Below are 14,141 nucleotides of genomic sequence, written 5' to 3'. Positions count from 1 at the left end.
GATATAGATGCGAATCATGCGTGCGGAGCAATTCGGGTTGCAGCGTGAGGTGGAATACGGGACACCGGAGCAGAATCAGGCGGTCGAGACGATCGTTCAGGACGTCAAGGCTGAAGGAGACGCGGCTCTGCTGAGATATACGAAGCAGCATGACCGCGTTGAGCTGGATGCGTCAATGCTGCGCGTGACGCAAGAGGAGATTGACGAGGCGTATAACCACGTCGAGGCTGATTTTCTCACGGCGATCCGCGAGGCAGCGGTGAACGTTCGGGCTTTCCACGAGAAGCAGATGCGTACCTCGTGGATGGATCTGCAGCAGGACGGAACGATCCTCGGGCAGATCATGCGCCCGCTGAAGCGGGTAGGCGTATATGTGCCCGGAGGGAAGGCGGCGTATCCGTCGTCCGTGCTGATGAACGTGATTCCGGCACAGGTAGCCGGCGTGCCGGAGATCGTGATGGTAACGCCGCCTGCTACCGGCGGTACAGCGGGCATCGACCCGTACATTCTCGTTGCCGCAGCGGAAGCTGGCGTCAAGGAGCTGTACCGGGTCGGAGGGGCGCAGGCGATTGCTGCGCTTGCCTATGGCACTGCAACGATTGCGCCGGTCGACAAAATATGCGGACCGGGTAATATCTATGTAGCGCTTGCGAAGCGCGCTGTATTCGGTGCCGTCGATATCGACAGCATCGCCGGCCCAAGCGAGATTGTCGTGCTTGCCGATGAAGCGGCGAACGCTTCGTATATTGCTGCGGATCTTCTGTCGCAGGCAGAGCATGATGAGATGGCGTCAGCGATATTGGTGACGCCGTCAGAGCAGCTGGCAGAAGTCGTAGCCGCCGAGGTGGAGAAGCAGCTCGCGACGCTGCCGCGTGAAGCGATTGCTCGTGCATCCATCGACAGCTATGGTGCCATATTGCTCGTCGATTCGCTCAAAGAAGGCATAGACGTAGTGAACCGTCTTGCGCCCGAGCATTTAGAGGTGCTGACTGCTGACCCGATGAGCCTGCTTGGCTTCATTGAGAATGCAGGCGCAATCTTCCTCGGCCCTTACAGCTCAGAGCCGGTTGGCGATTATTTTGCCGGACCTAACCACATTATTCCGACTAACGGGACCGCGCGGTTCTCTTCGCCGGTTAACGTTGATGATTTCTTGAAAAAATCCAGCTTGATTTACTATAGCAAAGAAGCTCTGCTCGCCAATGGCGACAAAATTATGACGCTTGCTCGGCATGAAGGGCTGGAGGCGCATGCTCGCGCTATTCAGGTTCGTCTAGAGCAAGAAGGCGAGTAAAACAGTAAAGCCAGAGCTAGACATAGCTTAAGCTGCTAAGTGATATCGCATTTTATATAGGGAAAGAAGGATGAAGGATGGCTGACAATAGCGTACAACGTAAGGCTGAGGTAGCTCGCAAAACGAACGAAACGGATATTAAGCTGGCTTTTGCAGTAGATGGAACAGGAGATGTCAAGATTGAGACGGATGTGCCTTTCTTGAATCATATGCTTGATCTGTTCACGAAGCATGGTCAATTCGATCTTCAGCTGGAGGCACGCGGCGATATCGATATCGATGATCACCATACGGTAGAGGATATCGGTATCTGCCTCGGTCAGACGCTTCGCGAAGCGCTTGGGGACAAACGCGGCATCAAACGCTATGCGAGTGTATTCGTACCAATGGATGAGGCGCTTGCGCAAGTCATTATTGATGTGAGCAACCGTCCGCATTTCGAATACCGTGCAGAGTACCCTTCAGCTCAGGTAGGCAGCTTCTCGACGGAGCTTGTACATGAGTTTCTATGGAAGCTGGCACTTGAAGCTCGTATCACCCTGCATGTCATCGTTCACTATGGCAAGAACACTCATCACATGATTGAAGCGGTGTTCAAAGCGCTAGGCAGAGCGATTGATGAAGCGACTAGCATTGATCCACGCGTACAAGGAGTGCCTTCGACGAAAGGAGTGCTGTAGCATGATTGCGATCATCGATTACGGCATGGGCAATCTTCATAGTGTGAGCAAAGCGGTTGAGCGCCTTGGCTATGAAGCGCTCGTAACGGCAGACCCTGAGGAGATCGCAGCAGCAGATGGGGCAATCTTACCCGGGGTCGGCGCCTTCGGCGATGCGATGCAGAATTTACGCGACACTCGATTGGATGAAGTGACGAAGGCTTACGCTGCTTCGGGCAAGCCGCTGCTTGGCATCTGTCTCGGCATGCAGCTGCTCTTCAGCGAGAGCGAGGAGCATGGCCGCAATGAGGGATTATCCTTGCTGCCTGGCAAGGTCATCCGCTTCCAGGGCGATTACAAGATTCCGCATATGGGCTGGAATAAGCTTGTCTTTGCCGAGCAGGACAGTCCGTTGTTCACAGGTCTTACGGAAGGACATGTTTACTTCGTCCATTCCTTCCACGCGAAGCCGGAGCAGGCAGCAGATCTGCTGGCTACAACAGATTATTATCAGCAGGTAACGGCTATTGTCGGGCGGGATAACGTCTACGGCATGCAGTTCCACCCCGAGAAGAGCGGTGAGCTGGGGATGCAGCTGCTAGGCAATTTCCTAGCTCTTGCTGACAGCAGACAGGCACAATCATAGCTAGTAAGTTATACAAGGATGGCCCATCAAGGGCATTATGCTTAGGAGGATTCCGCTAACATGTCTACTTTTACTATATATCCCGCTATCGATATTCGTGGGGGCAAGTGCGTGCGTCTTATTCAAGGTGATTACAATCAAGAGACCGTATACAATGACAGTCCTGTTGAGGTCGCGAAGCAGTGGCAGGAGCAGGGCGCATCATGGATTCATCTCGTTGATCTGGATGGAGCCAAGGCTGGTCATCCGGTTAATGCCGAGCTGATCGGTCAGATCGCTAGCGCCGTACAGGTGCCTGTACAGCTGGGCGGCGGACTGCGCACGATTGAAGATGTAGAGCGTCTGATTGGACTAGGTGTGTCTCGCGTTATTCTGGGGACGGCTGCGATTGAGGACAGTGAATTCGTGAAGCGTGTATTAGGCCAGTACGGCGATAAAGTAGCCATTGGTATCGATGCTCGCAATGGGTTCGTGGCAACACGCGGTTGGTTGGAGACGTCCGAGGTGAAGGCTGAGGATTTGGCAGTAGAGCTGGCAGCCCAAGGCGCTTCCACGTTTATATTCACAGACATCTCCCGCGATGGCATGATGAAGGGCCCGAACGTGGAGGCTATTGTGTCTCTAGCGCGGATCTCCGGTCGTAATGTGATTGCGTCTGGCGGCGTTAGCGTGATGGATGACCTGACGAACCTAGCTGAGCACCGTGAAGCTGGCGTAGCTGGAGCTATCGTCGGCAAAGCGCTGTATATCAAAAACATTGATCTGACAGAGGCGCTTGCTAAACTCGGATAAGCAGCTTCATTATGACCATAAGCGTTAGCTTCCGATCTAGTGATAGGTGAAGCGCGTAATGTAAAGGAGAGTGCCCTATGCTGGCGAAACGTATCATTCCGTGTCTGGACGTGAAAGACGGGCGCGTCGTGAAAGGCGTTAACTTCGTTAACCTGCGTGATGCAGGCGATCCCGTGGAGCTTGCGTCCACCTACGATCAAGAGGGCGCAGACGAGCTCGTATTTCTGGATATATCGGCTTCGGTTGAAGGCCGTGCAACGATGATTGAAGTCGTAAAACGGACGGCAGGCGAGATTACGATTCCCTTCACAGTTGGCGGTGGTATTTCCCATGTGGACGATATGAAGCGACTGCTTCGTGCTGGCGCGGATAAGATCGGTATTAATACAGCAGCGGTGAAAAATCCGTCGTTAGTCCGTGATGGCTCACGCAAATTTGGTTCGCAGTGCATCGTTGTGGCTATTGATGCTAAGTTCAACGAGGCTTGGGGCGAATGGGAGGTATATACTCATGGCGGACGCCAGGCCACAGGTATTAAGACCTTGGAATGGGCGCGTGAGGTAGAGCGGCTTGGAGCGGGTGAAATTCTGCTGACAAGCATGGATGCTGACGGCACGAAGGACGGCTTTGATCTGTTGCTGACACAAGCGGTGTCTGATTCCCTCGGCATCCCGGTTATCGCATCAGGCGGAGCAGGCCGGGTCGAGCATTTCAGTGATGTGTTCCAGCAGGCGCATGCAGATGCGGCGCTGGCGGCGACTATTTTCCACTATAAAGAAATGACGATCCGTGAAGTGAAGGATGATTTGCGGCAGAAAGGCGTGGAGGTTCGATGACAGAGCAAAGCTTGCTAAGCCAGATTAAATGGAGCGAGGATGGGCTTGTTCCTGCTATCGTGCAAGACGCGCAGAGCAAAGAAGTGCTCATGCTGGCGTACATGAACAAGGAGTCCTTGCAGCTGTCTGTAGAGACGGGCGTTACTTGGTACTGGAGCAGATCGCGGAGCGAGCTGTGGAATAAGGGTGCCACGAGCGGCCACACTCAGAAAATTCGTTCCATGTCGTATGACTGCGATGGTGATACGCTGCTGCTGCTTGTCGATCAGGTAGGTCCTGCATGCCACACTGGGCAATACAGCTGCTTCTTCAATGCCGTTGAGGTACAAGGCGGAGATGAGGCATCAGCTGCAGCGGTGTCAGCAGACCGGTTCGCTATTCTAGGCGAGCTGGAGAGTGTCATTGCCAAGCGTTACGCCGAGCGCCCAGAAGGAGCATATACGACGTATTTGTTCGAGAAGGGTATCGATAAAATTCTCAAAAAAGTTGGCGAAGAGGCAACTGAAGCAATCATCGCTGCTAAAAATCAAGACAATGACGAGCTTCGTTCCGAAGCAAGTGATCTCTTATTCCATCTTCTCGTCTTGCTGCGTGAACGCGGTTTACCGCTCGATGATGTAATGAACGAGCTGCAAGGACGCCATGGCAAGCCGGCTTCCAACAATGCGATGCGAAGAGAGCAAGCAGGCGGCTAATGCTCAGTTGATATAAAGGTCAAAAAAAGAAACGTGGAGAACAAAAGGCGGGCCTGTTCCGGCATGCTTTTTGTTCTCCACGGCTTTTTGCGTTATCTGATAGTCTGACTTAAGAGAGTTCTGATAATGACCTCGGGAAGGAGCAGCAGCAGTGCAAGGGTGCTGTACACGCTGATGGTATAGCTGACTGTGTAACCGAAACCGGGTACCTGCTCCAGAAGGAAAGTGATCAGATGAATGAACATGTTCGTGAAGCAAAAAGCGTAGCTTCGGATCATCCAATTCCGGTGCTGAACCATTCGTTTCTTTTTGATTAGAATAAGCGCTGTAATCGTGATAATCGGCCATATGATATTTATTAGGTTGAACCCTATACTGCTGATTTTTCCTCCGGTGGCATAAGGCGCCATATATCCAGAAGTCAACACGACTAGAAGTACGGAGACGATATACGCGTAGCCGTTCATGCGATGGAGCTTCCGGCTCTTCTCAAAAAAACGGGTAGAAAAGTTGAGCAGTCCCGACGCCATGGCCAAGCATGCAAATGCGACATGAACATACATCACGTTTAACCACACTGGAAGATTGAGCGCACGCTTTAGTCCTGCTTTATAGCTTAGAAAATTCTCGGCTCCAGGATCAATGATATAGCTTTTTGCCAAGGCGTAAATAATAAACAGGATGCTGACACAGCATAAAAGTCCGTATAGTACTTTTCTTTTCTTCAAATGGTTCAACACAATATCCCCGCCGCTTCATAGTTAGTACCCAATCTGGTCAGGCATTCGATTGCCTGTTAATTTGGAGTATCCATCAAAAAGTAAGATTTGGACCTTTAACATGGGAAATCCTCCTTTTCCCTATAAAAATTCATCGTCATTGAATCCTAACAGCAGGAAATTATTGTTCAATGTTATCGAGGGTGGAGCCCTGCTGACGGGCTGGATACCCGTATATGGTTCGATTTTTTTGTTATCAAATATTACCTAATAAATAGGGGCAATGACGTCTATGTATAGCGGGAATACGGAGATCAAGCGCGTTCGATGCAGAAAGATGTCGGTTTTTTCGAGCTAAAGACCATTGATCGTCAAAAATTAGTGCGGATTGATTTTTGAATTATCGTAAATTCGATGTATAATGGAGTGGAACAAGCAAAATGGACTTCATTGTCCTTATAAGCGCAAGGTCGGTTCATGTCGAAATATAAAGCGTAGGCAGCTTACTTCGTACCTACTGCCCAACTATTTCAAGCGGCTGCGGCTATGCTGCGGCTGAAGCAAGACCATAAGTCAAATTAATTGGTTTAAAACGCTCAGGAGGGTATCATGTTAAGCGACAAGTTGCGTATTTTTTCGGGTTCGTCAAATCCGGTATTAGCACAAAAGATCGCCGGAGATCTAGGACTGACTCTCGGCGCTATCAAAATGTCCCGTTTCAAGAGCGGGGAAGTATACGTTCACTATGAAGAGACGATTCGGAATTGTGACGTATTTCTCGTTCAATCGTTCTCCCATCCGATCAATGAGTATTTCGTAGAGCTACTCGTTATGATTGATGCGGCTAAGCGGGCTTCTGCCAAGACGATCAACATCATTATGCCTTATTACGGCTATGCCCGTCAGGAGCGTAAAGCTGCACCACGGGAGCCGATCTCGGCTAAAATGGTTGCGGACGTCTTGACGACAGTTGGTGCGAACCGGGTGATTACGATTGACCTTCATGCACCGGCCATTCAGGGCTTCTTCAATATTCCGGTAGATCATATGACGGCTCTTGACCTCATCAGTGACTATCTGAAAGCGAAGAACATCAAGAATCCGGTTGTCGTATCTCCCGATGCGGGACGGGCTTCCACTGCTGAGAAGCTCGCCAACTACTTGGATACATCGTTCGCTATTATGATCAAGAAGCGTCCGGCGCACAACGAATCGTCCATTACACACGTGATTGGCGATGTTGAAGGCAAGACTCCGATTATTATCGAGGACTTGATTGATACAGGCACAACGATTGTGAACGTGGTAGAAAGCTTGAAGGAACGCGGTGCGGAAGACGTCTATGTATGCGCAACTCATCCTTTATTCTCAGGTAATGCTATTGAGCGTTTGGATCATCCGAATATTAAAGAGGTTATCGTTACCGACTCCATTCTGCTGCCGGATAATCGTCCGGAGCGGTTCACTGTATTGTCGGTAGGCTCTCTCCTTGCAGAAGCTACACGCATTATTATTGAAGGCGGATCGATCAGTACCCTCTTCAAAAACGCAGGCGTATAGCCTCAAATTCCATAGGCTTGATTGGAAAATCGCGGGCGGTTCTTATAACGTTCGCGATTTTCCTTCATATTCTTTCGTGTTAGGATAGACGTTGCTATGGTATAATCGTAGAAAATCGGAGTTACCGGGAGGTGCCTTGCGGGTGAAAGAAAAAAAACTTGTTGCCTTAGAGCAGAGAGCAAAGATCATACCAATACAATGGGACGCAACGTTCTTTTTCGAGCGGGCGGTACGTTCGTTAGATAAATTCCACTATGACAAGGCACTGAAATATTTCCGGCGTGCCGTGGAATACGAGCCGGATAATCCGGTCAATCATTGCAACATGGCAGGCATATTGTCGGAGATGGGCAGTTATGAGGAATCGAATCGCATTCTGAAAATGATTGTCGATGAGCTAGATCCAACGATGACGGAATGTCATTTCTACATGGCTAACAACTTTGCCAACATGGAATCTTACGAAGCAGCCGAAGGCTCGCTTATACAATATTTAGAGGAAGATGCGGACGGTCAATTCTTGGATGAAGCGGAAGAAATGATGGAGCTTCTTCATTATGAGCTGGAGCGTCCAACTCCCCTCACGAACATCAAGTCGCGTGAGGGCATGGTCGAGCATGACCAGGCCCGCAGCCTTCTTGAAGAAGGCAAGTTCGCGGAAGCTGTACGTATTCTAGAGCAGATCATTGAATCACAACCGGACTTTCTTGCGGCACGCAACAACCTGGCACTTGCCTTTTATTATATGGGCATGTTCGATAAGGCGATGGAGACGATCCATGAGGCGCTTGAGCTTGAGCCAGGCAATCTGCACGCACTGTGCAATCTGGCTATCTTCTATCAGCATGCGAATGACTCGGAGAGCCTGACTCCACTCATTGCGCTGCTTCGCAAGACAGCACCCTTCCATCAGGAGCATGTGTTTAAATTAGCTACTACGATGGGCATCTTAGGAGAACATGAATCAGCCTATCGCCATTTCATTCGGCTGCTTAAGGATGCTGAGCTGCATCAGGACCCGTGCTTGTATCACTACGCAGCTGTAGCATCATGCAATATAGGTCGCCTTACAGAAGCGGAGCGGCTATGGAAGCAAGCGGCTAAGCTGGACCCGGATTCCGGTATCCCGCGTTATTATATGGAGCAGCTCGAGATTCTGAAGGGCGGCGAGAATAACGCTTCGATCAGCTATCACTACCATCTTCCCTTCGAGGAGCAGTTCAAGCTGTGGGAGAATTCCTCCGATGGCCTGCCTGATCATATGAAGCGTGATCCACTCGTTCGTTCCTCCTTCTTCTGGGCTCTGCGCCATGGCGACCAGCATACCAAGCTGCAGGTTATTCAAGCGCTTGGCATGATTGCGGATAATGAAGTGAAGGATGTCCTGCGTTCATTCCTTATGGAAGAGGCTGAGGACGATTACTTGAAGCGAATTGCGATCTTCGTCCTTCGTACCATCGGAGTGCAGGAGCCGCTGCAAGCGGTGCTTGAAGGGAAAGCAACCGTCATTGAGCCTAATCGGGTGCCGTCGCGGCTTCCAGTCTGGGAGGACAAATGGCAGGCCGTTGTAGAAACGGCACTGAGCCGTATGAACAAGCATTATGATCTCGTTCAGCAGCATGATCTCATGACACTCTGGGTCGAGTTTCTGTCTCGGGTATATCCTGATGTTCCGAAGCTTACGAAGGTCGAAGGCTGGGCAGCAGCTCTTGAATATTTGACGGCTAAGATGCATCGTCGCACGATATCCTACCATGAAGTATCACTGAGATATGGCACATCAATAGCAACGGTCAGCAAGAATGCCAAAAAAATTGATGAGGTATGCGGTATAAAGGAGAAAATGAAGTCTATAAGCTCATTCTTCTCTCTAGGCCAGCCTCTCGAATAGTCGGTTGTCCCCACAAGTCAGCTGAGGCTGAAGGGTGTTATTCTAAAATTACAGGAGGCATACACGATGTACAAATCCATTATTATAGGAACTGGCCCTGCCGGTCTAACCGCTGCAATCTATCTGGCTCGTGCGAACATGAATCCCCTGATTATCGAGGGACCTGAACCGGGCGGCCAATTAACGACAACGACTGAAGTGGAGAACTTCCCAGGCTTCCCTGAAGGTATCATGGGTCCTGAGCTGATGGCTAATATGCGCAAGCAAGCAGAACGCTTCGGTGCTGAGTTTATTACGGGCTGGGTGAACAGCGTCGATATGTCAGAGCGTCCATTCAAGCTTCAAGTAGAAGGCAAAGGAGAAATCGTTGGCGAGACGATTATTATCTCCACAGGTGCTTCTGCTAGATACCTTGGCATTCCAGGTGAGAAGGAGAATGTCGGTCGTGGTGTCAGCACTTGTGCAACCTGTGACGGATTCTTCTTCCGCGGCAAAAAAATCATCGTAGTCGGCGGCGGAGATTCGGCTATGGAGGAAGCGAGCTTCCTGACTCGCTTCGCGACTAACGTAGAGCTGGTTAACCGCCGTGATGAGCTGCGCGCTTCCAAGATCATGCAGGATCGTGCGCGTGAGAATGAGAAGATCGGCTGGAGCTTGAACCGTACACCTGTAGAGGTTGTCGCTAACGGCATGGGTGTAACGGGCCTCAAGGTCCGCAACAACGAGTCTGGCGAAGAAGAGGTTATTGAGACGAACGGTATCTTCATCGCTATCGGCCACACGCCGAACACGAAGTTCCTTAATGGCCAGATCGATACAGACGAGCATGGCTACATCAAGGTAAACCCTGGCACTTCTGAGACGAACATCCCTGGTGTGTTCGCTTGTGGAGACGTTCAAGATAGTAAATATCGCCAAGCGATTACAGCAGCAGGCAGTGGTTGTATGGCTGCTCTGGACTGCGAACGGTTCATTGAAGGAAGCATTACGCATGATTGGAGCAAGTCGCTGTAATTGTACTAGCAGGCTTCCTCATAAGGCCCTTTCCTTGGGAACTACCTTCCTTCGGAAAGGGCTCTTTTTGAGAAAGAAACATAGATCGAAGCTGGCATAAATGCTGGGCGTAACAGCTGAATGCTGGCCTGCCGCCTGTCTTGACCGGAAGAAGGCGTTCGCTTATAGTGAACAGATAAGATTATATAATGAGGTGGACTAGGAATGTCTCAAAAGATTTACGTTGGAATCGATGTCGGTGGTACCGCCATCAAGGTCGGATTATGCGATGAGTTTGGACAATTGCTTCAAACCTACGAAGGGCCGACGGAAACAAGTAAAGGAACAGACACTATCCTTCATAATATTGCACAATATGCACGTAACATTGTCGCTGAGTCAACTTACGAGTGGGACGCAGTTGGCGGTGTAGGTGTAGGTATTGCTGGATTCCTAGACATCCCGAATGGCTATGTGAAATTCGCTCCTAACCTGAAAATTCGTGATGTGAACCTGAAATCCTATTTGGAGCAGGAGCTCCAAGTGACGGTGAAGGTTAATAATGATGCGAATGTGGCAGCTCTCGGCGAAGCATGGGCAGGTGCTGGCAAAGGCATCGACAACTGCGTCTGCTATACACTCGGCACAGGTGTAGGCGGCGGTATCATCATCGGTGGTAAAATCGTAGAAGGCTTCGCTGGCATGGCAGGCGAGCTTGGACATATATCGATCGTACCAGATCTGGAAGCTATCCAATGCGGATGCGGCAAAATGGGCTGTCTTGAGACCGTGTCCTCGGCAACGGGCATTATTCGTATGGCAAAAGATGCGGTTGAGCGCGGAGATCGTACTTCTTTATCCCAAGTTGAGAATATAATGGCTAAAGACGTAGTTGATGCAGCCAAAGCTGGTGATGAGGTAGCTGCGCGCATCGTGAATCGTGCTGCTTATTATCTCGGCAAATCTATGGCTGTCATGGCTGTTGTACTTAACCCAGAATGCTTCATCATCGGAGGCGGCGTATCGAAAGCTGGCGAGTTCCTGTTCGAGCAAATCCGTGAAGTATTCGACAAGTACACGCAGAAAGAAGCGAAGGATGGCGTCAAGATCGTTGCAGCAACTCTTGGCAATAACGCAGGAGTAGTAGGCGCAGCCGGTCTCATTCTACGTTCATAATGATAGGCAATAATAGCTCTGCGACGGGCAAGGAGGGGACAGTTATGGAAACGGGAGCGATGTCGAAGCTTGTTATTATTACAGGAATGTCAGGTGCAGGCAAGACGATTGCCGTGCAAAGCCTAGAGGATCTTGGCTTCTTCTGTGTCGATAATTTACCGCCAGTGCTAATTCCTAAGTTTGCGGAGCTTATCGAGCAGTCCAATGGCAAGATCGGAAAGGTAGCACTCGTTATCGATTTGAGAGGCCGTGAATTCTTCACTGCTTTATCGGAATCGCTAAGCTTTATTCGTGAGCATTCTACGATTAGCTGTGAAATTCTATTCCTCGATGCGACGGATGAGGTGCTTGTACAGCGTTACAAGGAGAGTCGTAGACGCCATCCGCTGACTCCTGAAGGAATGCCGCTTGAGGGCATTCGTCTGGAGCGCAGGATGCTGGAGGATCTGAAAGGATCAGCGTCACAGGTTATCGATACGAGTACGATCAAGCCAGCGCAATTGAAAGAGAGAATCGTATCAAGATTCACGAATCTGGAGCAGAACAGCCTTTCTGTGAATGTCACTTCATTCGGCTTCAAATATGGTATTCCCATTGATGCCGATCTTATTTATGATGTAAGATTTTTGCCTAATCCTCATTATATTGATCATTTGCGCCCGAATACCGGTCAGACTCCGGAAGTATATGAATACGTAATGAAATGGCCGGAAACGCAAACTTTCTTGACGAAGCTGCTGGATATGCTTCAATTTTTAATCCCTCTCTACCATAAGGAAGGGAAGAGCCAGGTCGTTATTGGTATTGGCTGTACGGGCGGCAAGCATCGCTCGGTGGCCATTGCCGAATATTTGGGCCGCGTGCTCGGCAGCAGTGACACGGAACGGGTCCGTGTCAGTCACCGTGATGCCGACCGTGATAAGCATTGACGGGGTGAGAGAATGCAGGCTAGGCACAAAATAATAAGGCGCCCCAAAATCGTCGTTATCGGCGGTGGAACGGGTCTCTCGGTCATGCTAAGGGGTCTGAAGGAGAAGCCGCTTGATATTACGGCGATCGTTACTGTAGCTGATGATGGCGGCAGCTCCGGCATTCTTCGCAATGAGCTGCAGATTCCGCCTCCGGGCGATATTCGCAATGTCATTATGGCGCTCGCAGATGCCGAGCCGCTGTTGACTGAAGTGCTCCAATACAGGTTCAATAATGGAACTGGACTTGCAGGGCATAGTCTAGGCAACCTTATGCTGGCGGCTATGACGGACATCTCCGGCGATTTCGTTACGGGCGTGCGTGAGTTATGCAAGGTACTTGCGGTTCGCGGTCAGGTGCTGCCTGCCGCAGGCCAAGCGATCGTGCTGAAAGCCGAGATGACTGATGGTTCTATTGTCGTCGGGGAATCGATGATTCCGAAATCGGGGAAAGTTATTAAGAGAGTGTTCATCGAGCCGGACAATGTAGAGCCGTTAGCTGAAGCGGTAGAAGCCATTGAACAGGCAGATGCCATTCTCATTGGACCAGGCAGCCTATATACGAGTATTATTCCTAACCTGCTAGTGCCTAAGCTTGCAGACGCTATTGTGGACTCCTGCGCAGTGAAGTTGTTCGTGTGCAATGTGATGACACAGCCAGGAGAGACAGATAATTATTCAGTTAGCGACCATTTGGACGCGATTTATGATCATATTGGGCATCATCTATTTGATTATGTTATTGTGAATGACGGTGAGATACCTCCTCAGGTTGAGGATAAATATGCAGAGCTTGGAGCCAAAGCGGTTCATCTGGATCTGGATGAGGTTACCCGCAGAGGCTATGAAGTTATTGCAGACCGGCTTGTGCTGTTCCGAACGTTCCTGCGTCATGATGCAGAGCGCCTCAGTCATCATATCTATAAGCTGGTGGAAAACTGGATGTTAAGAAAGAGGTGAAGGAACGATGTCATTTGCGGCGCAAACGAAAAAGGAACTGACGCTGATTGAAGCCGATTCCTGCTGTGAACGGGCTGAGCTGTCTGCCCTTATCCGGATGAATGGTTCTGTCAGCGTATCCAGCCGCAAAGTCGTACTGGACATCTCTACCGAAAATGCTGCTATTGCACGTCGAATCTATTCTTTGTTGAAAAAGCATTTCGAAGTGCACGTCGAGCTTCTCGTTCGCAAAAAAATGCGGCTTAAAAAAAACAATGTCTATATCGTTCGAATTCCTACGCAGGTTCAAGAAATATTGAGCGAGCTGCGTATCGTTTCGGAGGGGTTTGTTTTTAATTCGGGTATTGATAAGGATATAATCAAGAAGCCTTGCTGCAAACGATCTTATCTAAGAGGGGCTTTCCTTGCTGGGGGCTCTGTGAACAATCCCGAAGGATCGTCATATCATCTGGAAATTTCCTCGATGTATGAGGAGCACTGCGGCGCTCTGGTGACGCTTGCTAACAAGTTCGATCTGAATGCCAGATGTATTGAGCGCAAGAAAGGCTTCGTGTTCTATATCAAGGAAGGCGAGAAGATTATCGAGCTCTTGAACATTGTCGGAGCCCATCAGGCGCTGTTCAAGTTCGAGGATGTCCGAATAATGCGCGACATGCGAAACTCGGTTAATCGGATCGTCAATTGTGAAACAGCTAATCTCAATAAGACAATCGGTGCGGCTGTTCGGCAGATTGACAACATTAAGCTGCTGGAGAGAGAGATCGGTCTGGATAACCTGCCTGATAAGCTCAAGGAAGTTGCAGTTGTACGACTTCAGCATCCGGACATCAACCTCAAAGAGGTTGGAGAGATGCTCAAAGGAACGGTCAGCAAATCCGGTGTTAACCATCGATTGCGCAAAATTGATGAACTAGCTGAAAAATTACGAAATGGTTAAACTTTTTTCCTAGTG

At 50.0% G+C, this 14,141-nt stretch carries 14 protein-coding genes; 13 read left to right on the top strand and 1 reads right to left on the bottom strand.

The window, feature by feature from the left end:
• The first annotated feature begins 7 nt into the window (after positions 1 to 7).
• The 6 genes from hisD (at position 8) to hisIE (ending at position 4,922) form a co-directional block, all read left to right on the top strand.
• Entirely contained in the window at positions 8 to 1,294 is a 1,287-nt protein-coding gene (gene hisD / locus AC6ESP_RS24000) for a histidinol dehydrogenase (RefSeq protein ID WP_497099263.1), read from the top strand.
• 77 nt (positions 1,295 to 1,371) lie between these two features.
• On the top strand, positions 1,372 to 1,974 hold the full coding sequence (gene hisB, locus AC6ESP_RS23995) for an imidazoleglycerol-phosphate dehydratase HisB (RefSeq protein WP_497099262.1): 603 nt from the start codon (positions 1,372 to 1,374) through the stop codon (positions 1,972 to 1,974).
• 1 nt (position 1,975) lies between these two features.
• A complete protein-coding gene (hisH, locus tag AC6ESP_RS23990) occupies positions 1,976 to 2,599 on the top strand; it encodes an imidazole glycerol phosphate synthase subunit HisH (protein ID WP_497099261.1) in 624 nt (207 codons plus the stop codon).
• Between the two features lie 60 nt (positions 2,600 to 2,659).
• Positions 2,660 to 3,391, top strand: coding sequence for a 1-(5-phosphoribosyl)-5-[(5-phosphoribosylamino)methylideneamino]imidazole-4-carboxamide isomerase (gene hisA / locus AC6ESP_RS23985; RefSeq protein ID WP_497099260.1), 732 nt, complete (start codon positions 2,660 to 2,662; stop codon positions 3,389 to 3,391).
• 77 nt (positions 3,392 to 3,468) lie between these two features.
• Complete coding sequence (gene hisF, locus AC6ESP_RS23980; protein ID WP_497099259.1) at positions 3,469 to 4,227, top strand: imidazole glycerol phosphate synthase subunit HisF; 759 nt, start codon at positions 3,469 to 3,471, stop codon at positions 4,225 to 4,227.
• Positions 4,224 to 4,922 (top strand): bifunctional phosphoribosyl-AMP cyclohydrolase/phosphoribosyl-ATP diphosphatase HisIE, encoded by a 699-nt coding sequence (hisIE, locus tag AC6ESP_RS23975; protein ID WP_497099258.1) that lies wholly within the window; start codon positions 4,224 to 4,226, stop codon positions 4,920 to 4,922. Before hisF ends, hisIE begins: the two co-directional genes overlap by 4 nt.
• 92 nt (positions 4,923 to 5,014) lie before the next feature.
• Here the strand turns inward: hisIE and AC6ESP_RS23970 are convergent, their stop codons facing one another.
• A complete protein-coding gene (locus tag AC6ESP_RS23970) occupies positions 5,015 to 5,650 on the bottom strand; it encodes a DUF2306 domain-containing protein (RefSeq protein ID WP_497099257.1) in 636 nt (211 codons plus the stop codon).
• Positions 5,651 to 6,250: 600 nt separating this feature from the next.
• Between AC6ESP_RS23970 and AC6ESP_RS23965 the strand changes: the two genes are divergently transcribed.
• From AC6ESP_RS23965 to whiA, 7 genes are all read left to right on the top strand, one after another.
• On the top strand, positions 6,251 to 7,201 hold the full coding sequence (locus AC6ESP_RS23965) for a ribose-phosphate diphosphokinase (RefSeq protein ID WP_497099256.1): 951 nt from the start codon (positions 6,251 to 6,253) through the stop codon (positions 7,199 to 7,201).
• A 142-nt stretch (positions 7,202 to 7,343) separates the two neighbouring features.
• Positions 7,344 to 9,092 (top strand): tetratricopeptide repeat protein, encoded by a 1,749-nt coding sequence (locus AC6ESP_RS23960; RefSeq protein ID WP_497099255.1) that lies wholly within the window; start codon positions 7,344 to 7,346, stop codon positions 9,090 to 9,092.
• Positions 9,093 to 9,158: 66 nt separating this feature from the next.
• Positions 9,159 to 10,106 (top strand): thioredoxin-disulfide reductase, encoded by a 948-nt coding sequence (gene trxB / locus AC6ESP_RS23955; protein WP_497099254.1) that lies wholly within the window; start codon positions 9,159 to 9,161, stop codon positions 10,104 to 10,106.
• A gap of 204 nt (positions 10,107 to 10,310) precedes the next feature.
• Positions 10,311 to 11,261: an ROK family glucokinase gene (locus AC6ESP_RS23950; protein WP_497099253.1), complete on the top strand. Its 951-nt coding sequence runs from the start codon at positions 10,311 to 10,313 to the stop codon at positions 11,259 to 11,261.
• 44 nt (positions 11,262 to 11,305) lie between these two features.
• Positions 11,306 to 12,190, top strand: a complete 885-nt coding sequence (gene rapZ / locus AC6ESP_RS23945; RefSeq protein ID WP_497099252.1) for an RNase adapter RapZ — start codon at positions 11,306 to 11,308, stop codon at positions 12,188 to 12,190.
• A 12-nt stretch (positions 12,191 to 12,202) separates the two neighbouring features.
• Entirely contained in the window at positions 12,203 to 13,189 is a 987-nt protein-coding gene (locus AC6ESP_RS23940; protein WP_497099251.1) for a gluconeogenesis factor YvcK family protein, read from the top strand.
• Between the two features lie 7 nt (positions 13,190 to 13,196).
• The gene (whiA, locus tag AC6ESP_RS23935; RefSeq protein WP_497099250.1) at positions 13,197 to 14,126 is read left to right on the top strand and encodes a DNA-binding protein WhiA; all 930 of its coding nucleotides are present in this window, start codon (positions 13,197 to 13,199) and stop codon (positions 14,124 to 14,126) included.
• Positions 14,127 to 14,141 lie beyond the last annotated feature (15 nt).

Source organism: Paenibacillus xinjiangensis, from assembly GCF_059686975.1.
This window is presented reverse-complemented; position numbering and strand designations above follow the sequence as displayed.

Excerpts from the sequence above, each read along its gene's own strand:
- AC6ESP_RS23950 (WP_497099253.1), top strand. The coding sequence starts at position 10,311 with ATGTCTCAAAAGATTTACGTTGGAATCGATGTCGGTGGTACCGCCATC.
- AC6ESP_RS23965 (WP_497099256.1), top strand. The coding sequence starts at position 6,251 with ATGTTAAGCGACAAGTTGCGTATTTTTTCGGGTTCGTCAAATCCGGTA.
- hisF (WP_497099259.1), top strand. The coding sequence starts at position 3,469 with ATGCTGGCGAAACGTATCATTCCGTGTCTGGACGTGAAAGACGGGCGC.
- hisH (WP_497099261.1), top strand. The coding sequence starts at position 1,976 with ATGATTGCGATCATCGATTACGGCATGGGCAATCTTCATAGTGTGAGC.
- whiA (WP_497099250.1), top strand. The coding sequence starts at position 13,197 with ATGTCATTTGCGGCGCAAACGAAAAAGGAACTGACGCTGATTGAAGCC.
- hisIE (WP_497099258.1), top strand. The coding sequence starts at position 4,224 with ATGACAGAGCAAAGCTTGCTAAGCCAGATTAAATGGAGCGAGGATGGG.
- hisD (WP_497099263.1), top strand. The coding sequence starts at position 8 with ATGCGAATCATGCGTGCGGAGCAATTCGGGTTGCAGCGTGAGGTGGAA.
- trxB (WP_497099254.1), top strand. The coding sequence starts at position 9,159 with ATGTACAAATCCATTATTATAGGAACTGGCCCTGCCGGTCTAACCGCT.
- rapZ (WP_497099252.1), top strand. The coding sequence starts at position 11,306 with ATGGAAACGGGAGCGATGTCGAAGCTTGTTATTATTACAGGAATGTCA.
- hisB (WP_497099262.1), top strand. The coding sequence starts at position 1,372 with ATGGCTGACAATAGCGTACAACGTAAGGCTGAGGTAGCTCGCAAAACG.
- hisA (WP_497099260.1), top strand. The coding sequence starts at position 2,660 with ATGTCTACTTTTACTATATATCCCGCTATCGATATTCGTGGGGGCAAG.
- AC6ESP_RS23940 (WP_497099251.1), top strand. The coding sequence starts at position 12,203 with ATGCAGGCTAGGCACAAAATAATAAGGCGCCCCAAAATCGTCGTTATC.